Source organism: Aliiroseovarius sp. CAU 1755 (genome assembly GCF_054482655.1).
In genome coordinates, this window is record NZ_JBTLRH010000002.1 from 73818 (window position 1) to 99882 (window position 26065).

Annotated in this window: 25 protein-coding genes and 1 tRNA gene; 11 read left to right on the plus strand and 15 right to left on the minus strand. The window is 60.4% G+C overall.

Going from position 1 to position 26065, the window contains the following annotated elements; genetic code table 11:
* Window positions 1-84: 84 nt before the first annotated feature.
* The 3 genes from ACXYMP_RS07545 to ACXYMP_RS07555 form a co-directional block, all read right to left on the minus strand.
* Window positions 85-1074 carry an NYN domain-containing protein gene (locus ACXYMP_RS07545; protein ID WP_458905437.1) on the minus strand — a complete coding sequence of 330 codons (990 nt, stop codon included), beginning with the start codon at window positions 1072-1074 and terminating at the stop codon, window positions 85-87.
* A gap of 63 nt (window positions 1075-1137) precedes the next feature.
* On the minus strand, window positions 1138-2103 hold the full coding sequence (locus tag ACXYMP_RS07550; RefSeq protein ID WP_298566031.1) for an MBL fold metallo-hydrolase: 966 nt from the start codon (window positions 2101-2103) through the stop codon (window positions 1138-1140).
* 77 nt (window positions 2104-2180) lie between these two features.
* The gene (locus tag ACXYMP_RS07555; protein WP_298566029.1) at window positions 2181-2768 is read right to left on the minus strand and encodes a riboflavin synthase; all 588 of its coding nucleotides are present in this window, start codon (window positions 2766-2768) and stop codon (window positions 2181-2183) included.
* 253 nt (window positions 2769-3021) lie between these two features.
* Here ACXYMP_RS07555 and ACXYMP_RS07560 point away from each other — a divergent pair, with 253 nt between their 5' ends.
* From ACXYMP_RS07560 to ACXYMP_RS07570, 3 genes are all read left to right on the plus strand, one after another.
* Complete coding sequence (locus tag ACXYMP_RS07560; protein WP_458905440.1) at window positions 3022-4314, plus strand: capsule biosynthesis protein; 1293 nt, start codon at window positions 3022-3024, stop codon at window positions 4312-4314.
* Window positions 4315-4408: 94 nt separating this feature from the next.
* Window positions 4409-5557, plus strand: a complete 1149-nt coding sequence (locus ACXYMP_RS07565) for a polysaccharide biosynthesis/export family protein (RefSeq protein ID WP_298566025.1) — start codon at window positions 4409-4411, stop codon at window positions 5555-5557.
* Window positions 5558-5568: 11 nt separating this feature from the next.
* Window positions 5569-7632: a capsular polysaccharide biosynthesis protein gene (locus ACXYMP_RS07570; protein WP_458905443.1), complete on the plus strand. Its 2064-nt coding sequence runs from the start codon at window positions 5569-5571 to the stop codon at window positions 7630-7632.
* Between the two features lie 16 nt (window positions 7633-7648).
* Here the strand turns inward: ACXYMP_RS07570 and ribD are convergent, their stop codons facing one another.
* Together ribD and nrdR are read right to left on the minus strand one after the other, a co-directional pair.
* Window positions 7649-8746: a bifunctional diaminohydroxyphosphoribosylaminopyrimidine deaminase/5-amino-6-(5-phosphoribosylamino)uracil reductase RibD gene (gene ribD, locus ACXYMP_RS07575; protein ID WP_458905445.1), complete on the minus strand. Its 1098-nt coding sequence runs from the start codon at window positions 8744-8746 to the stop codon at window positions 7649-7651.
* Complete coding sequence (gene nrdR, locus ACXYMP_RS07580; protein WP_298566019.1) at window positions 8743-9213, minus strand: transcriptional regulator NrdR; 471 nt, start codon at window positions 9211-9213, stop codon at window positions 8743-8745. Before nrdR ends, ribD begins: the two co-directional genes overlap by 4 nt.
* 218 nt (window positions 9214-9431) lie before the next feature.
* Between nrdR and ACXYMP_RS07585 the strand changes: the two genes are divergently transcribed.
* Window positions 9432-9635, plus strand: coding sequence for a dodecin family protein (locus ACXYMP_RS07585; RefSeq protein WP_298566018.1), 204 nt, complete (start codon window positions 9432-9434; stop codon window positions 9633-9635).
* Between the two features lie 233 nt (window positions 9636-9868).
* Here the strand turns inward: ACXYMP_RS07585 and ACXYMP_RS07590 are convergent, their stop codons facing one another.
* The 5 genes from ACXYMP_RS07590 to ACXYMP_RS07610 all read right to left on the minus strand — a co-directional run bounded on the left by ACXYMP_RS07590 (window position 9869) and on the right by ACXYMP_RS07610 (window position 16575).
* Window positions 9869-10294: a secondary thiamine-phosphate synthase enzyme YjbQ gene (locus ACXYMP_RS07590; RefSeq protein ID WP_298566179.1), complete on the minus strand. Its 426-nt coding sequence runs from the start codon at window positions 10292-10294 to the stop codon at window positions 9869-9871.
* A gap of 565 nt (window positions 10295-10859) precedes the next feature.
* A complete protein-coding gene (locus ACXYMP_RS07595; protein ID WP_298566017.1) occupies window positions 10860-11777 on the minus strand; it encodes a Stf0 family sulfotransferase in 918 nt (305 codons plus the stop codon).
* A 21-nt stretch (window positions 11778-11798) separates the two neighbouring features.
* Window positions 11799-13787 carry an RNA polymerase sigma factor RpoD gene (rpoD, locus tag ACXYMP_RS07600; RefSeq protein WP_298566015.1) on the minus strand — a complete coding sequence of 663 codons (1989 nt, stop codon included), beginning with the start codon at window positions 13785-13787 and terminating at the stop codon, window positions 11799-11801.
* Between the two features lie 180 nt (window positions 13788-13967).
* Window positions 13968-15935, minus strand: coding sequence for a DNA primase (dnaG, locus tag ACXYMP_RS07605; protein WP_458905450.1), 1968 nt, complete (start codon window positions 15933-15935; stop codon window positions 13968-13970).
* A gap of 52 nt (window positions 15936-15987) precedes the next feature.
* The gene (locus ACXYMP_RS07610) at window positions 15988-16575 is read right to left on the minus strand and encodes a TetR/AcrR family transcriptional regulator (protein ID WP_458905452.1); all 588 of its coding nucleotides are present in this window, start codon (window positions 16573-16575) and stop codon (window positions 15988-15990) included.
* A 141-nt stretch (window positions 16576-16716) separates the two neighbouring features.
* Here ACXYMP_RS07610 and ACXYMP_RS07615 point away from each other — a divergent pair, with 141 nt between their 5' ends.
* From ACXYMP_RS07615 to ACXYMP_RS07645, 7 genes are all read left to right on the plus strand, one after another.
* The gene (locus tag ACXYMP_RS07615) at window positions 16717-17004 is read left to right on the plus strand and encodes a hypothetical protein (protein WP_298566010.1); all 288 of its coding nucleotides are present in this window, start codon (window positions 16717-16719) and stop codon (window positions 17002-17004) included.
* Window positions 17005-17135: 131 nt separating this feature from the next.
* Window positions 17136-18422 (plus strand): homoserine dehydrogenase, encoded by a 1287-nt coding sequence (locus ACXYMP_RS07620; RefSeq protein ID WP_298566178.1) that lies wholly within the window; start codon window positions 17136-17138, stop codon window positions 18420-18422.
* 7 nt (window positions 18423-18429) lie between these two features.
* Window positions 18430-19200, plus strand: coding sequence for a ceramidase domain-containing protein (locus ACXYMP_RS07625; protein ID WP_458905454.1), 771 nt, complete (start codon window positions 18430-18432; stop codon window positions 19198-19200).
* A gap of 84 nt (window positions 19201-19284) precedes the next feature.
* Window positions 19285-20256 (plus strand): class II fructose-bisphosphatase, encoded by a 972-nt coding sequence (gene glpX / locus ACXYMP_RS07630; protein WP_298566007.1) that lies wholly within the window; start codon window positions 19285-19287, stop codon window positions 20254-20256.
* Window positions 20256-20825, plus strand: coding sequence for a cysteine hydrolase family protein (locus tag ACXYMP_RS07635; RefSeq protein WP_458905457.1), 570 nt, complete (start codon window positions 20256-20258; stop codon window positions 20823-20825). Before glpX ends, ACXYMP_RS07635 begins: the two co-directional genes overlap by 1 nt.
* Complete coding sequence (gene recJ, locus ACXYMP_RS07640) at window positions 20822-22570, plus strand: single-stranded-DNA-specific exonuclease RecJ (RefSeq protein WP_298566003.1); 1749 nt, start codon at window positions 20822-20824, stop codon at window positions 22568-22570. Before ACXYMP_RS07635 ends, recJ begins: the two co-directional genes overlap by 4 nt.
* Before the next feature lie 92 nt (window positions 22571-22662).
* Window positions 22663-22737, plus strand: a tRNA-Glu gene (locus ACXYMP_RS07645).
* Window positions 22738-22857: 120 nt separating this feature from the next.
* Here ACXYMP_RS07645 and ACXYMP_RS07650 read toward each other — a convergent pair.
* The 5 genes from ACXYMP_RS07650 to ACXYMP_RS07670 form a co-directional block, all read right to left on the minus strand.
* Window positions 22858-23214 (minus strand): hypothetical protein, encoded by a 357-nt coding sequence (locus ACXYMP_RS07650; protein WP_298566001.1) that lies wholly within the window; start codon window positions 23212-23214, stop codon window positions 22858-22860.
* 45 nt (window positions 23215-23259) lie between these two features.
* Window positions 23260-24342, minus strand: a complete 1083-nt coding sequence (locus ACXYMP_RS07655) for a GGDEF domain-containing protein (RefSeq protein ID WP_298565999.1) — start codon at window positions 24340-24342, stop codon at window positions 23260-23262.
* Window positions 24339-24935 carry a heme NO-binding domain-containing protein gene (locus tag ACXYMP_RS07660; RefSeq protein WP_458905460.1) on the minus strand — a complete coding sequence of 199 codons (597 nt, stop codon included), beginning with the start codon at window positions 24933-24935 and terminating at the stop codon, window positions 24339-24341. The genes ACXYMP_RS07655 and ACXYMP_RS07660 overlap by 4 nt, the downstream gene beginning before the upstream one ends.
* Window positions 24936-25019: 84 nt before the next feature.
* Window positions 25020-25715 (minus strand): HAD family hydrolase, encoded by a 696-nt coding sequence (locus tag ACXYMP_RS07665; protein ID WP_458905462.1) that lies wholly within the window; start codon window positions 25713-25715, stop codon window positions 25020-25022.
* Between the two features lie 42 nt (window positions 25716-25757).
* Window positions 25758-26036 carry a DUF3572 domain-containing protein gene (locus ACXYMP_RS07670; protein WP_458905464.1) on the minus strand — a complete coding sequence of 93 codons (279 nt, stop codon included), beginning with the start codon at window positions 26034-26036 and terminating at the stop codon, window positions 25758-25760.
* Between the last annotated feature and the right edge of the window lie 29 nt (window positions 26037-26065).

Sequence of the window (26065 nt, forward strand, 5' to 3'; positions counted from 1 at the left end):
CGCATTCCCCTCAGGTTCGCGCCTGTGACTAGCGCAGGCGGGATGCGTTTGCCAGTGGAAAGCCATAATCGGGAAAGTATCACGTCACGCTTTGTTCAGCCTGATCCGAGTATCCTGACCAGTACCTTTCACCGAATAAAGGTTTGGCCGCGCTTTAAAATACTGCCGCCATGTATTTTCCATCACATCTGCAAGCCTTACGTCAGCGTTTTTTACCATCTGCGTGTTTATTTGACCGATCAACAAGCCATCGGGGTGGCCTTCAATACAGGCCGCAATGCGCGAATCCGCATGGGAAACGTCCCGGATTAGGCTTGGAGAGGCTGACCTGTCGATTGCGTATTGGCCTGGACGAGCTTTGAAATAGGATTCCCACGTTTTCTGCTTCTGATCCGAAATCCTTCCCGAAAGACCGGAACGTATTTGTATGTTTACACCAGACATGGTGATCCCTTCCGGATGGGCGCGGACAATCCGCTGCACTTCATCATCAAACGAGGGAGCAACGGGGTTGTTTGGGCTAATCGCTGCCCAGCAACTAACACCTGCCTTACTCGCCACCTTGTCATCGGTGGGACGTTTCGCTGCCGTTGTCTTTGTGACTGCTGTTTTGGTAGCCGAAATACCATTCGCTTTAGGGGCGACAGGGGCCGCAAGCGTCACCCAAGAGCTACACGATTTCCTAAAACAATCTGGTGCTTTTTTCTCACCGATCCCAACCACCTTAAAACCGCGCTCCCTCAGCCGATCGGCCAGATGCATGAAACCCCCGTCAGAACTGACAAGAGCGAACACATCTATTTTGCTTTCGTAGCTCAGCTCCATGGCGTCCAAAGCCAGAACAATATCGGCTGCATTTTTCCCAGTGCCGGAATGCACCAACCTTATCCCGGTTGCCGTGTCCCAGCCCTTGACCAGTGTGGCATTCCCGTAAACACGCCGAAGCCGCAATTCGCCCAGCTTGCCGGACTCGACAATGATCTTGCCCGCCAAGGCGCTTGAAATATTTTCACCATCAATCAGCAACGCGACTTTTGGCAGGTCGGTTTTCGGCGCTAAACCATTCTCGAACATAAACAACTCTCCACTCAATCAAGGGGAGAGTTATGTGTGACGAGAGAAAAATCAAGCCGGAAGTTAAAACTGCCAAAGCGCCGGAACGAACTGGAACGCCTCGCCCACGCGGCGCACATGACCCACGCCAGGGAACGGGAAGTGATAGCCCAGCACGGCAATCCGGTCAGACGCCGCCATGTCGAGGATCTTGCGGCGGCTCGTCACCGTCATTTCGCCGTCCGTGTCGGTCTCGTTATACCAGTCGGGATGGGCGAAATTGGTATAGGCGTTGGTCAGCGCGTCGCCGGTGGCGATCAATTGCTGCCCGCCGCTGTCGATCATGACCGACAGATGGCCCGGCGTGTGGCCGGGGCTGTCGAGCAGTCGCACGCCCGGCACGACCTCGGTCCCGTCACCTGCCAAAGTCCATTCCACACCTTCCGCGTTGATCGAGTTGACCGCGCCCACCACGAATTGCTGGCGTTCGGCGCTGACCTGATCCACCAGACCGTCTTGCAGCCAATAGGCGCGCTCGGCCTCGCCGATGATGTATTCGGCGTCGGGGATAATTGGTTCGTCGAAGTCGTCGCGAATGCCCCAGATATGGTCCGGGTGCGCGTGCGTGATCACCACATGGGTGATCCCCATTGGGTCGATCCCTGCGGCTTCCAAGTTGCCCATCAACCGCCCGGTCGTGTCAAACCAACGGGTGCCAGAGCCGACATCGATCAGCACCCGCGCATCGCCTATTTCGATATAAAGGTGGTTGGTGTGGGAATAGCCACGTTCGGGGTCGAGGAAATGATCTTTCAGGAAGGCGATCTTTTCATCCTCGGGCGCGTTGATCGCAAGCCCGCTGCCGGGCAGCGAGAAATAGCCATCCGACACCACGGTCAGTCGCGCGTCGCCCAGCGTGAAGCTGAAATGTGCCGGGTTGCCAGCGGTCGGCGCCCCCAACATGGCGCGCGCGGTGGCGGGCATGGCGAAGGCGGGTGCGATGGCGGCTAAGCGCAGAAGGTCACGGCGGGTCGGGCGGATCAGGGTCATGGATGGCTCCGTCTTGGGTCAGGCGTTCAGCCGATCATATGCCCGCTTCCGAATATGTCAAAGAGAACCGCGTCCGGTTACCCGTAGTCCGCAAGCCGCGCCACGTAGCGCGCCAGCGTGTCGATCTCCAGGTTCACCCGGTCGCCGACCTTCGCCTGCCCCCAATTTGTCACCTCTTTCGTATGCGAAATTAGGTTCACGCCAAATTCGTCGCCTTCAACCTCGTTCACCGTCAGCGATGTGCCGTTCAGCGCGACCGAGCCCTTGGGCGCAATGAACCGCGCCAGATCGGACGGCGCGCGGAACCGCACACGGGTGCTGTCGCCTTCGTCGGTCATCGCAACGATCTCGGCCACGCCATCCACATGGCCCGACACGATATGCCCGCCAAGCTCGTCGCCCACCTTCAGCGCACGCTCAAGGTTTACCTTGTGCCCGACGGCCCAATCACCCAGGTTGGTTTTCGACACGGTTTCTGCCGATATTTCAACATCATACCAACCCTCGCCCAACGCCACGACCGTCAGGCACACCCCGTCCGAGGCAATGGACGCACCAATGTCGATGCCGCTTGTGTCATAGGCAGTTTCGATACGCGCGCGCATGTCGCCCGCTTGTTCCAACGCGGCGATGCGCCCGATATCGGTGATGATCCCTGTGAACATGGCCTCTCCTTCCCGGTCGATTGCTGCGTCAGACCTAGCCCGGCTGTGCGGACTTGCCAAGCGCTTCACACCGCTACATTTGCCAGTCTGCCAGCCCCAACCTGTCATCCGTGTCATATTTTTGCCAATTGCCGAGGTTAACACCACGGAAATCTTCCCCTTCCATATTGGGGACAAAAAGGACAGAAACGGGAAAACGCTTGACCCGGGCTTGGCGCGGGCGCTGTTCCCGAGGACACCGAAAAGGACGCTCATGGCGACGATCACCGGGCAAAAAAGACGCTTCTTGTTGCTGCAAGGACCGCATGGACCGTTTTTTGCGCAGCTGGGCAGAATGCTGGGCGCAGCCGGGGCTGAGGTCTGGCGCGTCGGCTTCAATATGGGCGATCAGGTGTTCTGGCACGACAGACGCAGCTTCATCCCCTTTACCGACCCACAGGACCAGTGGCCCACACATCTTCAAACCCTGCTCGACACGCACGACATCACCGATATCGTCCTTTACGGCGACACGCGCCCGGTCCACGCCCAAGCGGTCGAGATCGCTAAAGCGCGCGGGCTCGGTGTTCATGTCTTCGAAGAGGGCTATCTTCGCCCCTATTGGGTCACCTATGAACGTGACGGGTCGAACGGTAATTCGCGCCTGATGACAACAGATATCGCCCAAATGCAAGCCGCGCTGGAAAACGTCGAACTGGACCTGCCTGAAGCGCCTTCACATTGGGGGGACATGCGCCACCACGTGTTCTACGGCGCGCTTTACCATTGGTTTGTGATGTTCTGGAACCAGCGATATTCCCATTTTCGCCCGCATCGCGCCTTCGCCGTCAGCAAAGAGTTTCGGCTCTATTTCAAGCGCCTCATCTTGATGCCGTTTCTGGCTGCAAACCGGATTGCTGCGACGCTCAGGATCAAGTTTGGCGGCTACCCCTATCACTTGGTGCTGTTGCAACTGGAACATGATGCAAGCTTCCAGATGCACAGCCCGTTCACGACCATGAACGAGTTTCTGGACCTTGTGATCGATGGCTTTCGCAAAGGGGCGCCCCGCCATCATCATCTGGTGTTCAAAGCGCACCCGCTCGAAAATGGGCGCATCCCATTTCGGAATGAAATCAAACGAATAGCGCAAGAACATGATGTTGCGGACCGGGTTCATTACGTGCCGGGCGGCAAGCTGGCGCAGCTTCTGGACCATGCGCGGTCGGCGGTCACCGTGAACTCGACCGCGGCGCAACAGGTGTTGTGGCGCGGGTTGCCGCTCAAGGTTTTTGGCCGCGCGGTGTTTGACAAGCCCGCCTTTGTTTCAACCCAGAGCCTGCCGGAGTTTTTCGACCTGCCGACCCGCCCAGACAACCGCGCCTATCGCGACTACCGCCACTATCTGCTGGAAACCAGTCAGGTCACGGGCGGGTTCTATTCATCGCGCGGACGGCAGCGGCTGTTGCGACAGGTCGTTGACATGATGCTGGCCGCCGACGACCCCTATGCCGCGCTGGCGCGTGGGACCGCGGCACCACGGCAACAGGTGCGTGCCGTGAAGTAGCCAATCGCCAATGAAACACTGGATTTACGCCCCTCCTGCGCGTAGTCTTCAAGGAAATAAATTCGAGGCATCACTCCAAGAAGGAGCCCGAGCAGTGAACATCGTTGGCAAGGTCTGGGTCCGCAAAGCGGCCCTTTTTGCGTTGGTTGCATCAATCAGCGCCTGTGGGTTGCCGCGTGTCGGCCCCACCAAAAACGAAATCTTTGCAGGCTCGGTCCAGCGCAACGGTGACGCGTTCGTCGTCGCGGTCAATGATCGGGTCACGCGTGCCACTGCCGTCGTCCCCGCACTTGGCTTCAGTCCTGATTTCCAGAATGCGGGCCTTGTCGGGTCCGACACGATCCAACCGGGCGACACGCTTGGCATTTCGATCTGGGAAAACGTCGAAGCCGGTATACTGACAACCGCTGGCGCACCCGCGTCGCTTGAAGAGGTTCAGGTCGACGGGGCGGGCTTCATCTTCATCCCCTATGCTGGGCGCATCAAGGCGTCGGGCAATTCACCCGAAGCGATCCGCCGTGTGATCACCGGCAAGCTGGCCGAGCAAACCCCCGACCCGCAAGTCGTGGTGCGGCGTTTGGCCGGTGACGGGTCAACCGTGACCATAACCGGTAGCGTGGGCGCGCAGGGTGTCTATCCGATTGAACGCCCAACCCGCACGTTGAACGCGATGCTTGCCCGCGCGGGCGGCGTCGCAATCGCGCCCGAGATCGCCAAGATCAAGGTCAATCGCGGCAACCAAACTGGCGAGGTCTGGTTCCAGGATCTGTTCAACCAACCCGAAACGAACATCGCCTTGCGTGGGGGTGATCGCATTCTGGTCGAAGAGGACACCCGATCCTTCACCGCCCTTGGCGCCACCGGGTCGCAAAGCCGCGTTCGGTTTGAAACGCAGACCTTGTCGGCGCTGGAAGCCATCGCGCAAGTGGGCGGGCTGTCGGCTGCCTCGGCTGACCCGACGGGCGTCTTTGTTTTACGCAACGAAAGCGCGGAAGTGTCCAACAGCGTGCTTGGCCGCGCGGACCTTCAAGGCGACCAGCGGATGGTCTATGTGCTGAACCTGACCGAACCCAATGGCATGTTCATGGCGCGTGACTTCGTGATCCGGGACGGTGACACCGTTTACGTGACCGAAGCCCCCTACGTTCAGTGGAGCAAAGTTCTGTCCGTCGTGACCGGATCCCTCGCCACGGCCGGGTCGATTTCGGCCCTGAACGACGCACTTGGCAACACCACGAATTGATCCGGGGCATCATGGCCCCCCGCTTGGAAACCTCAAACGCCGCCGATCAGGGCCACCCTGCCCGGCGGCTGTTTGTTTACAATGGCGGCTTTCTGACCCAGCACCGCATCAAGCGCATACTGGCCCTGTCGGGCTGGGAGGTGCGCCTTGGCTTGCCCAGAGATGGCGACTGGGTCGGCACATGGGGCAAAAGCCCCACCTCGGCGCGCGGAGAAGCGGTTGCAGGGCAGCGTAACGCGCCTGTCCTGCGCATCGAAGACGCGTTTCTGCGGTCGGTTTTGCCGGGACGGTCGGGCGAGCCACCGCTTGGCCTACTGATCGACGACATGGGCGTGCATTTTGACAGCGCGCAGCCGTCGCGGCTGGAACATATCCTGACCCATGACCCGCTGGACAACACCGACACCCTGCGCCGCGCGCGCGATGCCATGGACCGGATGCGTCGGGCGCATTTGTCCAAATACAACGCCTTCGACCCGGCCCTGCCGGTGCCCGATGCGCCTTATGTGTTGGTGATCGACCAGACACGTGGCGATGCCTCGATCCGGCACGCCGGCGCGTCTGAAACCACGTTCCGCGAAATGCTGGTCAGCGCCCGGCTGGACCACCCTGCGGCGCGCATCCTGATCAAGACCCATCCCGAAACCACTCAGGGCCATCGCGCAGGGCATTTTGGCCCCGAGGACGAAAACGAACAGGTCCGCCTGATCACCGACCCGGTCAGCCCATGGGCCCTGCTGGAAGGCGCGCAGGCCGTCTATACCGTCAGCTCCGGGTTAGGGTTCGAGGCGATCCTGGCCGGTCACAAACCCCGCGTCTTCGGCCAGCCCTTTTATGCAGGCTGGGGGCTGACCGTTGATGATCAACCCGTCGACCGCCGCCAGCGCAATCTGACGCGCGCGCAGCTTTTTGCCGGTGCGATGATCCTATATCCAACCTATTACGACCCCTACCGCGATCAATTGTGCGAGATCGAGCAGGTGCTGGATACGCTTGAAGCCCGTGCGCGCGCCTGGCGCGAGGATCGTCACGGCTATGTCGCCAGCGGCATGCGGCTTTGGAAACGCCGACCCTTGGCTGATTTCTTCAGCGACGGTCCCGCAATGGTGTTCGACGACACCCCCGCCCGCGCGGCACAGGGGGCTGCCACGCTGGGGCGCCCGCTGATGGTCTGGGCGGGCAAGGAACACCCCGATCACCACGGACCGGCCCCGCTTTTTCGGATCGAGGACGGCGTGCTTCGGTCACGTGGGCTGGGCGCAGAGCTAGTGGCCCCCCTGTCGCTGGTGCGCGATGATCTGGGCATCTACTACGACCCGACACGCGAAAGCCGGTTGGAACGGCTGATTGCCGCATCACCCACCCTGCCGGATCACGCCCGCGCACGCGCCGACGCGTTGGTCGCTGCGATCCTTGCGGCCGGGCTGGCCAAATACAATCTTTCGCGTCCACAGCCCACGGGATTGGCCACCCTTCCCAAGGGGCGGCGCATTCTTGTGCCGGGTCAGGTGGAAGACGATGCCTCGATCCGGTTGGGGACCAATGAGGTTTCGACCAACCTTGCCTTGTTGCAGCGCACACGGGCTGAAAACCCGGACGCGATCATCATCTACAAGCCCCACCCGGATGTAGAGGCAGGCCTGCGCAAGGGTGCGATCCCCGCCGAAATCGCCCGAGGTCTGGCCGATCTGGTGGCGGAAGATGCCGACCCCATCGCTTTGATCGACGCGGTTGATGAGGTGTGGACGATGACCTCGACCCTTGGGTTTGAAGCCCTGCTGCGCCGCCGCACCGTCACCTGCCTTGGCACGCCGTTCTATGCCGGTTGGGGGCTGACCCGCGATCTGGGAGAGGTGCCTGACAGGCGCACCGCCCATCCGGATCTGACCGCGCTGGCCCATGCCGTGTTGATCGACTATCCGCGGTATTTCGACCCGGAAACCGGCTCTGCCTGCCCGGTCGAAATCATTGTCGAACGTTTGGCGACCGGCACGGCGCCCAAGACAAGGCTTGGCACGCGGCTGTTGTCAAAGCTGCAAGGCGTCTTCGCAAGCTACGCCTATCTTTGGCGCTAGGCGTTGACCCAGGCGGTCAGTCGCACGCGCGCCAGCGGTGCAGGACATCGCCGCCAATCGCACGGGTTTCGACCAGATCGAACCGCGGCGCTTCCGCCAGTCGGCTTAACCCCAAAGCCGCAAGCGATGGCCGGCCCTCGGCGCCAAGCGCCACCCCGGCAGTGTATCCAACAAGCTCGTCCACAACACGCGCCGCCAACAAAGATGCCGCCAACGCCCCCCCACCTTCGCAATAGACACGGGTGAGGCCACGCGCACCAAGCGCATTCAGAACTGCCACGGGATCAAGCGCGCCGGCGGCTTCGGGCGCCTCGATCATCTCGGCGCCAAGACCCGCCCAAGCCGACACAAGCTCCGGCGTGGCGCGCGGCCCATGGCAGATCCAGACCGGATGGTCGCGGGCCGTTTGGGCAAGTTGGCTGTTCAAAGGCAGGTCCAGATGACGCGACAGCACCACACGGATGGGCTGATCCGCCATGCCAAGCCCGCGCACGGTCAGCGAAGGGTCGTCTGCGCGCACGGTGCCTGCGCCGACCATCACTGCGTCATGACCGGCGCGCATTGCATGCACATGGCGCCGCGCCGCAGGGCCGGTAATCCATTGGCTTTCGCCCGAGGCCGTCGCAATGCGCCCATCAAATGAGCTGGCAAGCTTTAGCGTGACCAGCGGGCGACCCGTTGTCACGCGCGACAAAAATCCCTGCAGATCAGCGCGCGCCTCTGCCGCGCAAAGCCCGGTTTCAACAGGAACGCCCGCGTCACGCAGCATCTTCAACCCGCCGCCATTGACGCGCGGGTCAGGATCGCCAAGCGCAACAACCACCCGCGCAATGCCCGCGTCGATCAGCGCGCCAGCGCAAGGGGGCGTTTGGCCGTGATGGGCGCAAGGTTCAAGGGTGACATACGCGGTCGCGCCACGTGCGGCCTTGCCAGCCTGCGCCAAGGCAATGGTTTCTGCGTGCGGCCGCCCGCCCGGCTGGGTCCAGCCACGCCCCACGATCCGGCCGTCATTCACAATCACGCAGCCCACTGCAGGGTTCGGTGCACAGCGCCCAAGTCCCCGCCGCCCAAGCGACAGGGCCAACTGCATGAAACGCGTGTCGGTTCGGGTCACTCGTCTTCTGGCGGGACGTCGGGACGAAGCTCGCTTACGAACTTGTCGAAATCATCAGCCGCCTGAAAGTTTTTATAAACGCTGGCAAATCGCACATAGGCCACGGTGTCGATCCGGGCCAGACTCTCCATCACAATCTCACCGATTGTCTTGGAGGGGATGTCCGTTTCACCCAAGCTTTCCAGCCGTCGCACGATGCCGGAAATCATCTGGTCAATCCGCTCGGGCTCGACGGGCCGTTTTTGCATCGAGATACGGATCGAGCGCTCCAGCTTTTCGCGGTCGAAATCTTCGCGGCGGCCATTTGATTTCACCACCACAAGGTCACGCAATTGCACGCGCTCATACGTGGTGAACCGTCCGCCACAAGCTGGGCAGAACCGGCGCCGCCGGATCGCGACGTGGTCTTCGGCTGGACGGCTGTCCTTTACCTGGGTGTCGATATTTCCGCAAAACGGGCAGCGCATCAGCGTTCTCTTTCTCTGTTCTGGCCTCGGTCCATGGGTCTTTCGCCCAGTTATCCACAGGCACTATAGGCCAGCCGCTAAGTCTTGTGTAGAGGGAAATACACGCCCCAAGATGAAGCCCACAAAGCGTCAAGGGAGAAAGTAATCCTCCCCGCCCCATGACGGATGCCAGCAGCCATGACATAGTGAAGCTTCATCCCAACCAAAGGAGCCAATCCATGTCCATCGCACGTGTGACCGAAATTTCCGCCACCTCGCCGAAAAGCTTCGACGACGCCGTCGCAAAAGGAGTTGAGCGCGCCTCTGACACTCTGCGCAATGTCGTCAGCGCTTGGGTGAAAGAGCAATCCGTGAAAGTCGAAAACGGCAAGGTTGCCCATTACCAAGTGAACCTGATGGTGACTTTCCTGCTGGAAGACTGATCGGACCAGAAAAGACAAATGGAAGCGCCCCGTTGCACAATGGACGGGGCGCTTTTCGTTTTCCGAGCGCCCCGTCCACTCACTGCTGAATCGACTGAAGGGGCGTTCTTGAAACAACTGCGCGCTGTCACTGTCCCCTAACCCGACGGTGCGGTGGCAAGTGGCACTGCTTCGCTCGAAAGAGCGGCTAACTTCAGTTTACGATCGTATTCAGGTTGGCACGTCGCGGAGGATCAATCGTCGCTTGCGACATGGGCAGCGACGTGTCGCGTGTGCGGCGCATGGCGGTGCTCAAACAAATAAATGCCCTGCCACGTTCCCAAAACCAAGCGCCCTTCAGACACCGGAATGGACAAGCTGACCGGCAACAAAGCGGCCTTGATATGCGCAGGCATGTCATCCGGGCCCTCATAGGTATGGGTCAGATAGGACATGCTTGGATCAGTGGTTGGCGGCACGAGCCGATGGAAAAAGTTATGCAGATCCGTCTGCACCTCTGGGTCGGCGTTCTCCTGAATAAGAAGCGAACACGAGGTATGACGCACGAACAACGTCAGCACGCCCTCACGGACCCCACGCTGCGCGACCCATGCGGTCACATGTGCGGTGAAATCATACAGACCTGCACCATTGGTGTTCAGTGTAAAGAGATGCGCCATTACGGCGTTATGGCGGTGTTTCCGCGCGCCGTCAAAAAGCGTATGGCGAAGGCCTGTTGCAGACAGCACCTTGTTCGCGACGGTGTTCAAGCCTTACCAACGCCCGCAACCGACCGATCCGGGCGGCGATCAAGCTGCCGCGCTGCACGGGTTTCGTTTCGCGTTTCGTTTCGGGTTTCACAACCATTGCTTCAGGTTTCAGAATACACGGTGACGTAGCTATCGCTTTTTGCATTTTTTTACCCAGTCTTTCCGGCCAGCCTAATTTCTGGCCCCCACAAGCCCACGCCCTGATTTTGCCACATTTCAGCCCAAAACCAAAACGTCGCCGTCCATTTCGGCGCAATGTGTGGTGGAAACAAATTGTTTCCACACTCAGCTCAGCTTCCGGCGGTCTAAATCAGCGGCCAATACGCCTATAAATAGAGAAATCAAGGGCCTAGGCCGACCGAATCACCAGAGCTTTGTCGGATTGCGCGTGCTGCTGGGGTCAGGATTGAATGCGGTCTAAATGTGGCAAGAAAGCGGCGGGGGCGCCGTCACAGCCCGCCCTCGCACGTCCTTTTCAAAACCCAGCGCTGTTCAGAAGGTCGTGACGGAAGCGGTCGGCAAATGCCACGTTCTGCGACGTCGCCTGCTTTTTCAGGCGCGTTTTTACAGGCGCTGTCCAACTGTCGCAGGGCTGGTCGACAAAACGCGCAACGGCACGGATCACCTGGGTTGGGTCGCGTGACAGGTTTTCATAACTGGTGTGAAACACGTCGATATCAAAGGCCGATACAAGCAGATCCATCAGGGCGTTTTGCTGATCCGTCATCTTGATGAAGCGCGCGATCTCGCGGGGGCGGTATTCGGGATCAGGTGGCGGGCTGTCAGGCCCATGGCGCTGATCTGAGGACCATTGCTGCGTCTGAGAGGCGATGGAAAACGAAACACCTTGAGCGATCCGGTCGGCCCGGCTGATCGCAATCAGCTTGACGCCCCCGGCAAACATCGCGGGAATATTCCAACGATAAAGCATCCGCACCTGATCAGCGCTGGCCTTGAACCCCACCCGGCGGTCGGGTTGGTCACGCGCATCGAACCTGCTTTTGAATCGGGTCCACATTCCTTCGACATAAGCGGGGAATGTATCAAAACCCAAACGATTGGCATGTTTGGCAACCGTGAAGTGATTGTATTCTTCGCCCAGCGCGCCAACCGCGCCCGCGCGTTTGAGGTATTCTGTCAATAGGGTCGAGCCTGAGCGGTTGGTAAACCCCACGATCACCAAAGGGGCGTCGATCACCGGCTGCTCGCCTGAAAAGCGGACGCGCCCTTCGAACAGCTTTTCAATCTCGACCTCGTGGCGGGCTTTGGTGGCCAGCGACGCGACCAGTTGCGACCGTCCGGTCACGGCAGTGGTCGCTGCTTTCAGCCGCCCCACCCCACCAAAGACCAGCGCCTGCGGGGCGCGTGGGTCTGGTGTGTCGGCGTCGGACATGGGGGGCCTTTCCGCGCGGCGTTACTGGTCCAGGAAGCTGCGCAATTTGCGTGACCGGCTGGGGTGCTTGAGCTTGCGAAGCGCCTTTGCTTCGATCTGCCGGATCCGTTCGCGGGTGACCGAGAACTGTTGGCCCACCTCTTCCAGCGTGTGGTCGGTGTTCATACCGATGCCAAACCGCATCCGCAGCACACGTTCTTCACGCGGGGTGAGCGAGGCCAGAACCCGCGTCGTCGTTTCCTTCAGGTTTTCCTGAATGGCGCTGTCCAAAGGCAGCACGGCGTTCTTATCCTCGATGAAATCACCAAGCTGGCTGTCTTCCTCATCGCCAATCGGTGTTTCAAGACTGATCGGTTCCTTGGCGATCTTCATCACCTTGCGGACCTTCTCAAGCGGCATTTGCAGCTTCTCGGCCAGCTCTTCCGGCGTCGGTTCGCGACCGATCTCGTGCAGCATCTGGCGACCGGTCCGGACCAGCTTGTTGATCGTTTCGATCATGTGCACCGGAATACGGATCGTGCGGGCCTGATCCGCGATCGAACGGGTGATCGCCTGACGGATCCACCACGTCGCATAAGTCGAGAACTTATAGCCGCGGCGGTATTCGAACTTGTCGACCGCTTTCATCAGGCCGATGTTACCTTCCTGAATAAGATCAAGGAATTGCAGGCCGCGGTTGGTGTATTTCTTGGCAATCGAGATGACCAGCCGAAGGTTGGCTTCGACCATTTCCTTCTTGGCCTGACGCGCCTCTTTTTCGCCCTTCTGAACCTGCTGAACGATGCGGCGAAATTCCGGGATGTCGACGCCGACATATTGGCCAACCTGCGCCATGTCACCGCGCAACTGTTCGACCTTATCGGTGGACCGTTCAATAAAGCTTTGCCACGCACGGCCAGAGTTTTCGGTCATTTCCTCAAGCCAGGTCGGGTCAAGTTCGCGACCGCGATAGGCGTCTACGAATTCACGGCGGTTGATACGGGCCTGATCGGCCAGTTTCACCATCGCCGAGTCAATCGACATGATGCGGCGGTTGATGCCGTAAAGCTGGTCGACCAGCGCTTCGATCCGGTTGTTGTGCAGGTGAAGCTCGTTCACCAGCTCGACAATTTCTGACCGCAGCTTCTGATATGCGCCCTCTTCTTTTTTCGAGAAACTGTCATCCTCGTTTAGGGTCGCGGACATCCGCAAATCCTGCATTTCCGACAGTTTGTTATAGTCGCGCGCGATCAACTCCAACGTTTCAAGCACACGCGGCTTCAGCGCGGCCTCCATCGCGGCAAGCGACATGTTCGCGGCTTCATCTTCGTCATCATCATCGTCATCAGTGACAATCGGGTTACCGTCTGCATCGAGTTCAGGCTGATCCTTCTTGGTCTCGCCCGAAGCTGGGGTTTCCGTGGTGGTCCCGCCAACGACGTTTTCTTCTTCCTCGTCCTCTTCCAGCGTGTTGCCGAAAGTCGCATCAAGGTCGATGACGTCGCGCAAAAGAATGTCTTCGCTCAGAAGTTCGTCGCGCCAGATCGTGATGGCCTGGAAGGTCAGAGGGCTTTCGCACAGCCCTGCAATCATCGTGTTGCGACCGGCTTCGATCCGTTTGGCAATCGCGATCTCGCCCTCGCGGCTCAACAGTTCGACCGAGCCCATTTCGCGCAGATACATGCGGACGGGGTCGTCGGTGCGGTCCAGTTTTTCGGTTTCAGCGGTGGCGACGGTGACTTCGCGCGCGCCTGCCTGTGTCACCAGATCGGTCGAGCCCTTCTCTTCCTCTTCCGCCTCTTCATCTTCGATGATGTTGATGCCCATCTCGGACAACATCGACATCACGTCTTCGATTTGTTCAGAACTGACCTGATCGGGCGGCAACACCTGGTTGAGCTGATCGTAGGTGATGTAGCCCTTTTCGCGCGCCTCGGCGATCATCTTTTTGACCGCTGTTTGGCTTACGTCACCAATGGCGTCGTCGTCCTGGTCGTCCTTGCGGTCGTTGGCGGTGTCCTTGGCGGCCATGGGCCCTCCTTGCACTTGGCTTGGCGGATATGGGCCATCGGGCGTCGCCCTTTTGATGTCCCACCACGTCGGTGATTCGGGTTGGCCGAATCATCACTCCGAATCGGTGATTCGCCAACCCATGTATCGCGTATTCTTTGCCGGGTCTTTAGCAAAAGGCCAGACCCCCTAGCGGAGTTGTTATTTCCTTTTCCCCTTTGTGGGGTCGATTTGCGCCAACAACTTGTCCAGCGCATCACGTTCATCGCGGTTCAAAAGAGACCCGTTATCGGCAACCTCATAGGTGGCTTTGTCCTCGGTCTGGCTGCGCTGCGCGTTGCGTTGCGCCTCGGCCGCCTGCCCCAGGCGCCATGTGACGCCCTCGTCCGGCAGCGTGTCCATATCTTGGGCCGCATCGGCCACCTCGCGTTGCAAGCCGCGTAGCGCCTCGAGCTTCGTCAACTCCTGAATAAGACAAGCCCCAACCGTCTCGTCATCATCGGGATGACGCAGCGCGGGGGTGATCCGCACATGGTTGAGCGCGTATAGTTTTTCAAGGGCAGACGCCCCCATTCGTTCGGTGATCGTGCGTTCGAGCACCTCTGCCCCTTCATGGGCGTGACGAAGCAAGATGCGCTGCAATGCGCCGTGGCCCGGGCCGATCATATCCAACCGCTCCATCCGGCTTTCCACCAGTTCAAGCTTGTCGGGTCGGCGGATCAGCACGGCCAGAATAACCGCCTCGCGCAGCACCTCTTGCGCTTGATCATCCGCCATCGCCAGCAACGAGCTTTTGGTGGATTGCAGCACCGGCGGTGTTTGCGACCAGCCGCGCCCTTTGCCGGGTGTCCATGAACCACGCGCTGCGCCCTGCCCTTTGGGCCGCGCCCGGAACAACTCCCACCGTTTGTCTTTGATCGCCTGACCATAATGCGACCGGATCGAGGGGTCTTGAATACGCGCAATTGCCGTGCGCAGATCCTTGTCCAGCGCGGCCTTGCGTTCGGGGCTGTCAAAGTTCTTGCCTTCGGTTTCACGCCGCCACAGCAGATCAACCATGGGGATTGCCGCGTCGATCAGGGTTTGCATCGCCGCCGGCCCGCTTTCCTTCAGCAAATCGTCAGGGTCTTTGCCTTCGGGCATAATAGCAAAGCGCAGACTCTGCCCGGCTTCCAGCAGGGGCAGCGCGTTGTCGATCACCCGCATGGCGGCTTGCAAACCGGCATTGTCCCCATCCAGCGCGATGATCGGTTCGGGCGCGATGCGCCACAAAAGCCGCAACTGGTCTTCGGTGATCGCGGTGCCAAGGGGCGCGACGGTTGCCTCGAACCCGGCCTCGGACAGGGCGATCACGTCCATATAGCCTTCGGCCACGATCAGAGGCTGGCCTTTGCCTGCCGCCTCTCGGGCGGGTCCGTGGTTGAACAGGCTGCGGCCCTTATCAAACAGATCAGTTTGCGGAGAGTTCAGGTATTTCGCGCTTTCCTCGGGGTCCATCGCACGACCCCCGAACGCGATTGCGCGGCCACGGGCATCGCGGATCGGAAACAGGATGCGCCCCCGGAACGTGTCATAGGGTTTGCCGCCCTTCGAACTGGGTTTGGCCAGCCCGGCCCCAAGGATCAGGTCATCCGCGACACCCTTACCTTTCAGGTGGTCCCAAAGCCCCTGCCACGCGTCCGGCGCAAAGCCGATTTCCCACCGTTCCAGAGCGGCCTCATTCAAGCCGCGGCGGGTCAAATACTCGCGTGCGGCCGTGCCAGCGCCGGTTTTCAGCATCAGGCGGAAATGGTTCACGGCCATCTCCATCACCTCGACCAATTGGGTGCGATGGTCTGCCTTTTCCTGTGCTTTCGGGTCGCGGGCGGGCATTTGCATCCCGGCCTCACCTGCCAGAATTTCGACCGCTTCCATGAAGCCGACATTCTCGGTTTCACGCACAAAGGAAATCGCGTCGCCCTTTTGGTGGCAGCCAAAACAATAGTAATAGCCTTTACGATCATCCACGTGAAAGGACGGCGTTGCTTCCTGATGGAACGGGCAAGGTGCCCACATATCGCCCTTGGCCTGATTGGATTTTCGCTTGTCCCATATGACCTTGCGCCCGACGACCTGTGACAGGCTCAGACGATTGCGCAATTCATCTAGGAAACCGGGTGGAAGCGACATGTTCTATATATCGGCGCGAAGGCTGTCAGAGTCCAGTGGGTCAGGTGCCTGATTAAGCGCCAACCGCGCCGCGCACCATGTCCCAATAAATATCGGCCACAGCGTCGCGCGACAGCCGTCCACCGTCACGATACCAGGTGTTCACCCCCGTCAGCATGGCAATGAGCGCCATGGTGGTCAGGCGGATATCGGGCGCGGACAAGACCCCTTCGGCCTGCCCGGCTTGCAGTATCGCTTCCAGCTCGCCCTCGTAGCGGCGGCGCAACGCCTCGATCGCTGCGAAATTTTCGTCCGACAGGTTGCGCAGCTCCATATAGGCGATGAATACGGCATCGGGGCGTTCCAGATGGAACTGGATGTGAAACCGCGCAAAAGCCTCCAGCCGGGACACTGCGTCATCGGCCTTAGGCTGCGCGGCCCATGCGGACAAAAGTTCATCCATATGCGCCTGCATTAGATCGAAAAGCAGGCTTTGCTTGTCCTTGGTGTAGAGATACAGCGCCCCTGCCTGCACGCCCACCTCGGCCGCGATCTGGCGCATGGACACGGCGGCAAAGCCGTGACGCGCAAAAAGCTTGAGCGCCGCAGCGCGAACGCGCGGCCCTGTGATTTCGCTGTGAGATCCGGTTTTACGTGCCATTGAGCCTTGATAACTGAACGGTCGTTCAAATCATAGCCCGGATTGCACCCCCTTTGCGGCGTCCGGGTGGCGGCTTGCGGCCCCCTTCGCCCACGGCTAAAGTCGATCCAGCCCGATGGGCCGAAACGGAGATCACACGCAATGACCCGCCCCCTTCTGCCCTGTGTTGTCGCGGCGCTGCTGGCGCTTGTCGGCTGCGCGCCCGGCCCGGATTTCGCGGCGGGCGACGCGGCATTGGCCCCTTTTCCGACCATCCAACCCATCGGTGATCTGTTGGCGCAAATCCCGCCAGATCAGGGCGATTACGGAACCGCCGATCTGGCAGCACGAGCGGCCAGTTTGCGCGCGCGCGCGGACGCTTTGCGCGGCACAGATGTGATTGACCCCGCGACCGAGGCCCAGATGGACGATGCGCTGGCGCAACGCTAGACGCTGCCCAACACGGCGGAATATTTCCCCATTCGTCGCCCGCGCGGATTGCACCCTTCGCAGCCATTGGCTACACGTCGCCTGATGACGATCACAGCCGACGGAGAAGCAACATGAGTGACACAAGCCCCCTGCGCACCCCCTTGCGCCTTGGGATTGCAGGTCTTGGCACCGTCGGCATCGGCGTGATCAAGATCATTCGCCGTCAAGCCGCCCTGCTTGAAGATCGCGCGGGACGCGCCGTGGTGGTCACCGCCGTTTCGGCCCGATCGCGCGACAAGGATCGTGGTGTCGATCTGTCAGACTACGCGTGGGAAGACGACCCCGTCGCGCTGGCAAAACGCGATGATGTGGACGTATTCGTCGAATTGATGGGTGGTCACGAAGGCCCCGCCAAAGACGCTTGTGAAGCGGCGATAGCAGCAGGCAAAGACATCGTCACCGCCAACAAGGCGCTTTTGGCCCATCACGGGCAGGAACTGGCGCTGGCTGCCGAAGCTGCGGACGTTCGCCTGCGGTTTGAGGCCGCCGTGGCAGGCGGCATCCCGATCATCAAAGCCTTGACCGAAGGGTTGGCAGGTAATGAAATCACCCGCGTCATGGGCGTGATGAACGGCACTTGCAATTACATCCTGACCCAGATGCAGGCCACCGGACGCGGCTATAACGCCTTGTTCGAAGAATGCGCCGAGTTGGGCTATCTGGAAGCCGACCCCAACCTTGACGTGGGCGGCATCGACGCGGGCCACAAGCTGGCGATCCTGTCCTCCATCGCCTTTGGCACGCAGGTCAATTTCGACGCGGTCGAGCTTGAGGGCATCCAGCGCATCCAGTTGGAAGACATCGAACACGCCGCCGAAATGGGCTATCGCATCAAGCTTTTGGGTGTGGCACAGATGACGGGGCGCGGGCTGGAACAACGCATGACACCCTGCCTCGTGCCTGACAGCTCTCCGCTTGGGCAGTTGGAAGGCGGCACCAACATGGTCGTCGTCGAAGGCGACGCCATAGAGCAGGTTGTGCTGCGTGGCCCCGGTGCGGGCGAAGGCCCGACCGCCAGCGCTGTCATGGGCGACGTGATGGACATTGCGCGCGGCTTGCGTATCCCGACCTTTGGACAACCTGCAGACACCCTGCGCCCGGTCACGGGTGTGAAGGCGATGAAACCTGCGCCGTTCTATCTGCGCATGGTGTTGCTCGATAAACCCGGCGCACTGGCGAAGGTGGCGGCAGTTCTGGGCGATGCCGGCATCTCGATCGACCGGATGCGCCAGATCAGCCACGACCAGAAGTTGGCGCCCGTGCTGATCGTGACCCATAAATGCACACGCGACGCGCTGGACACTGCTCTGGCTGGTTTGGCCAAAACCAAGGTGGTCGACGGCGAACCTGTGGCCATTCGCATCGAAAAGGTCTGACCCCTCGATGGACTGGTTCGCCGCCGTCGACATCTACTGTGAACGCACCGGGGCCGACTTCTGGTCCGAGCCGCTGAACGCCTTGTCCAACTTGTCGTTCGTCGTCGCCGCACTCTGGGGCTGGCGCGAGGCCCGCCGGCGCGACCGCACCGACGTGATGACCGTCGTGCTGATTGCGCTGGCCGCCGCGATCGGGGTTGGCAGCTTTCTGTTTCACACCTTCGCCAATGCGTGGTCCAGCCTTGCCGACGTGGTGCCGATCTGGACCTTCGTCGCCCTGTTCGTGCTGGTCGCCATCCACCGGATCGGCGGCGTGCGTCCCGGTCGCATCGGGTTCGGGCTGGCCATTGCGATTGGCGTCGCGGCTGTGCTGTTTGCCTTTGGAGGAGATGGCAGCGGCAGCCAGACCAGCGCGGCGCAAACCGCAACCACAGCCACAGCCACAGCCCTAAACGCAGCCCCGACGACAGCCACGCAAGCACATGACCACGCCAGCCCCGCAAACTCGTTGCTGAACGGATCTGAACAATACCTGCCGGCCGTTTTGGCCCTGTTGGCGTTCACCGCACTGAGCCGCCGCAACGGACACCCAATCGCCCCGTGGATCGCGGCGGCCACCGCGACCTTCATGGTGTCGCTTACGCTGCGCACTTTGGACATGCACCTGTGCGCGATCTGGCCTGCTGGCACGCATTTCATTTGGCACATTCTGAACGGTCTGATGATCGCGCTTTTGTTTCAGGGCCTGATCCGAAGCCCCGTCACACGCCCAGCTTAGTCTGGCAAAAACCCGGCAAATCCCTTGCCCCTGCCCCCTGCTGGCTCTAAACCGAGATCAACTTTTACAGTAAGGATTGCCCTCATGGCCGATAAAGTCGTTTTTCTGGACCGAATGCTTTCGCTGGGTCTGGCTCGTGTATCTGAAGCCGCCGCCATGGCCAGCGCAAACCTTGTTGGGCGCGGGGATGAAAAAGCCGCGGATCAGGCCGCCGTCAACGCCATGCGCGATCAGCTGAACCTGCTGGAAATACACGGCACCGTGGTGATCGGCGAAGGCGAACGGGACGAAGCCCCGATGCTCTATATCGGGGAAGAGGTCGGCACTGGCGAAGGCCCCGCTGTGGACATCGCGCTTGACCCGCTGGAAGGCACCACGCTGACGGCGAAAGACATGCCCAACGCGCTGACCGTCATCGCCATGGCCCCGCGCGGCACGCTGTTGCACGCCCCGGACGTCTATATGGAGAAGCTGGCCATCGGGCCGGGCTATCCGAAAGACGTTGTCAGCCTGGAGATGTCGCCCGCAGACCGCGTCAAGGCGCTGGCGAAAGCGCGCGGATGCGACATGTCGGACATCACCGTTTGCGTGTTGGAACGCCCCCGCCACGAGGAAATGATCGAAGGCATCCGGTCAACCGGCGCGGCGATCCGCCTAATCACCGATGGTGACGTGGCTGGCGTCATCCACTGTGCCGAAGCCGACATAACCGGCATCGACATGTATATGGGCAGCGGCGGTGCACCCGAAGGCGTTCTGGCGGCCTCGGCCCTAAAATGCATGGGCGGGCAGATGTGGGGTCAGTTGACCTTCCGCAACGACGACGAACGCGGCCGCGCGGCCAAGGCCGGGATCACCGACCTGAACCGCATCTATACCCGCGACGAAATGGTCACCGCCGATGTGATCTTTGCCGCCACCGGCGTCACCGACGGCTCGATTGTGTCCGGCATCAAACGCGAGCCGGGCTTTCTGACGACGGAAACCATTCTGATGCGGTCGAAAACCGGATCGGTGCGGCGCATGATCTATCGCAATCCCGTCTCGGCCAGCTGATGACAGACTCGCGGGCGCTGATCTTGATTGATATCCAGAAGGGGTTTGATGATCCCTTCTGGGGCGCTCGTAACAACCCGGAAGCCGAAGCGTATGCCGCCCGGCTGCTTACCCATTGGCGGGCCAAAAGCTGGCCCGTTTTCCACATTCAGCACCTGTCCACCACGCCTGGCAGCCCGTTGAACCCGGATGGTGGTGCCGTTGACTTCAAACCCGAAGTGACGCCGCTGCCGAACGAGCCTGTGCTCACCAAACACGTAAACGCGGCTTTCATTGGCACGGATCTCGAAGCCCGGCTTCGCGCGGCCTCGGTCACCTCGGTGGTGATCTGTGGTTTGACCACGCCGCATTGCGTCTCGACCACCAGCCGTATGGCCGCAAACCTTGGATTTGACGTGACGCTGCCCCATGACGCCTGCGCGGCCTTCACAGGAAATGCAGACGCGGGCTGGCGCAACGTCACCACCCCGACGCGCCCCCCGACAGCCCACGACATCCACGTCGCCGCCCTTGATCACCTGAACGGCGAATTCGCCTGTGTGTGCACAACGGATGAGGTGATGGGGTGAGCAGTTTTCTGGGTGTCGACAGCTCGGTCACCGGGCGGCGCTGGGTTGGCCCCTCGTCTGAAATCGACCGCCAATCCGAAGCGTTGGAGCAGAAAACCGGACTGCCCGCACCCCTTTGCAAAGTGCTGGCCCGGCGCGGTGTGCCCGCCGAAGAAGCCCCGGGATATCTTGACCCAACCATGCGCGACCTGCTGCCCGATCCACGCAAGATGAAGGACATGCAAGCCGCGGCCACCCGCGTTCTGCAAGCGCTTGACCAGAAAGAAGCGGTCGCCATCTTTGCCGACTATGACGTTGACGGCGCGACCTCGGCGGCGCTGCTGATCGACTGGTTTCGACAGTTCCAGCGCGATGTTACGCTGTATATCCCTGACAGGATCGACGAAGGTTATGGCCCCAACACCCCGGCGATGGAGGCACTGGCGGCCGATCACAGCCTGATCATCTGCGTTGATTGTGGCACGCTGAGCTTCGAGCCGATTGCTGCGGCGCGCGCGAAAGGCGCCGATGTTGTCGTGCTGGATCACCACCTTGGTGGCGAAACGCTTCCCGACGCCAACGCCGTGGTGAACCCCAACCGGCAGGATGAACTGGACGCGCCGGGATACTTGTGTGCCGCTGGTGTCGTCTTCTTGCTGCTGGTCGAACTGGGGCGCGTGTTGCGCGAAGCGGGGCGCACTGGCCCCGACCTGATTTCAATGCTTGATCTGGTCGCCCTTGGCACCGTCGCCGATGTGGCCCCGCTGACCGATGCCAACCGTGCCTTTGTGCGGCAGGGATTGAAGATCATGGCTCGGCGCACCCGCCCCGGCATGGTTGCGCTGGCCGACGTGGCGGGCCTGAACGAGGCCCCACGCGCCTATCATCTTGGCTACCTGATGGGGCCACGGGTGAACGCGGGCGGGCGGATCGGCAAGGCCGATCTTGGCGCGCGGCTGTTGTCCACCACCGATCTGAACGAAGCTCGTTCCATCGCTGAAAAGCTGAATGAACTCAACGCAGAACGGCGCGAAATTGAAGCCCGTGTCCAGGACGCCGCGATGGATCAGGCCACCCAACGCGGGTTGGACGCCCCGCTGGTCTGGGCCGCCGCAGATGGCTGGCATCCCGGCGTGGTCGGCATCGTCGCCAGCCGCTTGAAGGAAGCCACCAATCGCCCCGCCATCGTGATCGGCTTTGACGGGGATGACGGTAAAGGATCGGGCCGATCCGTCAGGGGCATCGACCTGGGCGCGGCGATCCATCGGCTGGCTGCGGACGGGTTGATCAGCAAAGGAGGTGGTCACAAGATGGCGGCCGGGCTCAGCCTGTCACGCGATCAGTTGTCCCCCGCAATGGCACGCCTGTCCGAAATGCTGGCCGCACAGGGTGCAGGAGATTTGGGAGCGGCAGATCTTGTGATTGACGGGGTTCTGATGCCTGCCGCCGCAACCGTCGATTTGATTGAAACGTTGGAGCAAGCCGGTCCATTTGGTGCCGCGGCCCCCGCCCCGCGGTTCGCCTTTCCCGATGTACAGATCCTCTTTGCAAAGCGCGTCGGGCAAACGCATCTCAAAGTCAGCTTTGGGGATGGGCTGGGAACCCGCATTGACGCCATTGCGTTTGGGGCATTCGATGGTCCGATGGGGCCAATGCTAGAACAACATGGCGGCGCGCGGTTCCACTTGGCAGGGCGACTTGAAATCAACCAGTGGCAAGGTCGCTGCAGCCCGCAACTGCGGCTTGAAGACGCTGCCAAAGCCTGATTTTGACGGGCCCGTTAGTTTTTTCAAAAAAGCGCCGAAACCCTCTTGCGCGCTTTGAACCTTTCTCATAGAACCCCCCTCACCGACAGAGTGGCCCGTTCGTCTATCGGTTAGGACGCCAGGTTTTCAACCTGGAAAGAGGGGTTCGATTCCCCTACGGGCTGCCACTTTTCCCAAAAACATCTCAGACAATGCCACTGCCAATGCGCGGCTGTCGTTTCGACACCTTAGACCTGTAGGTGCGACGGTTCTGTGCAACCACCTGCAAATGCGTGCAAATATTGCGGTCAATCCATCAAGTGGAATTGCGTTCGGTAGCCATCGCCCACGAAGATCACCCCAACAATTCGGCCCGCCGCATCGCGGTCAGCGCGCACCTGCACACAAGACTGGGCAAGGGCAATCCCGCGCGTGAACTCGCGACAGTATTGGTCGCCGTCCAGATACCATTTTCCCGAAAACGCGATACCGTTATAGCGCCCCTCGAGTGACCCGTCGGCATGGATGATCGAATGCGACGCCTCGGACCCGACAAGCGTGCGCCCAATGATGGACTGAACGACCTCGCCTGTGTCGGCCGCAAGCGGTTGCGACAGACACAACAGAGCGACAGCGCGGGCCAATGTCGGGCAAAGAAAGGTCAATGCGCAGTCCTGCACCAAAGGTTCATCAATAGGATCGCTCCCCTGCTAGGGCTCCGGTAAGGTCGTGTCAATGGCCGCTTTGTCTGTCCCCAATCCCTGTTTCATCGTGCCTTGTTTCACCTCTTCTGCGTCGCAGTCGGACGGATGATCTGGCGTGAACATCGTATAGCAGGCGCGCCCTCGTTTTTTTGACATATAGAGTGCCCGATCAGCGTCTTCGGCCAGCTGGTCCGCGTCAATCGTGTCATAAAGTGAGCTGCGCACGATCCCGATGCTTGCAGAAATGCGGCACAGGTCTGTTTTGTAGGGGATTGGCTGTTCGAGTTTTGAAATGATCCTTCGGGCGATACTCTGCAAACGGTCTGCATCCGTCAGACCACCAAAAAGTATGACGAATTCATCTCCCCCGACGCGGGCAACCGAATCGGTATCGCGCGTTTCCTCGGACAGAATGGTTGCGACCTTGCGCAAAACCGCGTCACCTGCCGCGTGGCCATAGGTGTCGTTCACGGCCTTGAAGAAGTCGAGGTCGATATGCATCAGCGAAAAGGAAAGACCCCGCGAAATCTGCCGATCCAATGTGTCATCCAATGCCCGCCGATTGCACACCCCGGTCAGCCCGTCGGTCATGGCGACCTCTTGCGCTTCGGCCTTTTCCCCGTGCAGGCGATGCGCCAACTGGCTTGTTGCTTCCATCGCGGCGGTCTTTGCTTCCACCAGATACAACATCTCGACCGTCAGGTCTGTTGGCGCAAAATCCGAACCGGCAAGATCATAGCGCGCCACCGCATCGACAATGGCGTAGCCAAAGGAAAGGTTGATCAGAACATGATTTGCCTCCGGAAGCACCGCGACCGTTCCCACCATCGGGGTGCCGAAGCCATCTTTCAGGCGCAAATAGACCTTGGCATCACCCAAGGCGCGCACATCCTGCATCGAGTTCACGAAACGTGGCCGACGTAATTCGAAGAGCGAAAAGACGACCCGGCCCACCAGGTCGGATGACAGCACCTTGGTGATGGTTGGTCCCGCATGCAATACGCGCGCGGTTTCGTCGACGATAAGATGCATCGGCATCAACTGATCAAGCGTGTGAGCGGCAAGCCGGAAGGGCGTTTCGGCGTTCATGTGCCGCCCCCCATAGCCAGTTGAAAGGCGCGCCCTTCCCCGTGCTGCATCGCCAGCAAGTGAACGGACAACGTTTCGGTTTGGTCCTCACGGCCCAGATGTTCCAGAAAGGCCAATGTACCATAGTCGTCGGCAAGGGCGCGCAACACGCCCAGCAGCACATGGCCCAGATCCTTTGGCACGTCCCGGCAGGTTACCACATACTCATCTGCTCGGATTTCATCCAGTTCGATCACGGGCAGATCAAGGTCGGGAACAGCCAGTTGCGCCCGGCCGCTTAGATCTTCAAGCGAGTGTAGGAAATCAACAAAGCTGGTGCCGCCAAAGCGCAGCAGGCGCCGCACCCTGCCGGCGCGATCATCTGTCACCAGAAACGTGCCGAAATCCTCCAACACCATATCGCGGGGCTTTTCAAGCTGCGCTGCGGTCGCGTCGACGACAGCGGTGGCCATACTGGCCTCGTAGCGGAACATCGGGACAAAACTATCATACGACAGGTCGAGGTCGCGCATTATGTCGCGCCACCGCCCGTGCCCATAGGTCAGGCACATAAACCGTTCAAAAGACCACAAGATCAGCCCGTGCATCATCATCACATATTGTTAGGTGAGGTGACGCTAACAGTCGTTTGTTAACAAACAGGAAATCTCAGACCGAAGATAATTCAGAGCAGCCGTTCAGCTTTGCTGGTCGTCCAGCCAAGGAGAGATATGTCCGATATGGTCCAAGACTATGTCGGCGTGGGGCGACAGCTCATCTCGCGTTGCAAGCCCGGTTAATACGCCAATCGTTCTCATGCCAGCGGCCCGTCCGGCGTGCAGGTCATGCAAGCTGTCACCCACCATGGCGATGCGGTCGGGGGCGATCCCGCAAGCTTGGGCAAAGGCATTGCAGGGCCCCGGAGCGGGTTTGGACCCATAGCCGCTGTCATAACCCGCGATGAAGTCAAAATGGGCAACAACCCCAGCCGCTGTCAAATGCGCGCGCGCCGGGCGCTCTGCATCATTGGTGGCGACCCCAAGCTTCAACCCGCGCCCGCGCAGGTTTTCAAGAAATTGCGTCAACGGAACGGCTTCGACTTGTGGCGCGACGGCGGCTTCGTCGTTAAGAAGTCTTTCCAGCGCGCTTGCCTCAATGTCGATATGGGCCTGCAATGCAGAGACAACCTGTGACGGGGTGCCGGCGATGACGACGCTGTCACGCTCGAACCGTTGCGCCGGCAAGTCGAAACCGATGGCGCGGCCCAAGACCTCGGCCCGGCTCAGATCACCATCCGACAGACGCAACAGCACCGCGCGCGCCCAGCTTTCCCAAGTTGCCTCAAACAGGAACAGCGTTCCGTCCTTGTCGAAAAGTAAGGCGTCTATGGACATAAAACTTCTTTCTATCTTGTTGAGATTGAACGCTTTCCGGGATCAGGTCCAATGAACTTGCGCACCACCGGGAAGCAGTTGCCGGGCCCGGCCCAACGTTTCATAAGGTAGCTTCAGCGCGTCGCAAGCCTGGATCACCCAAGCATCATCCATCAGTACGAAGTCCAGAACCGAACCCATGAAGTCCGGGGCCCCTGCCTGTTGGCGGAGCGCCTCTTGATCAATCCCTGTCGCCCCCATGAAAACGGGCAGCAATTCGTCATTGGTGACCAGCCAGCCCAGCACATTCAGGGCGGTGGTTTCTGCAATTTCGGGCGTCATACGGAAACTCCTTAAGACTTGGAAAGGAT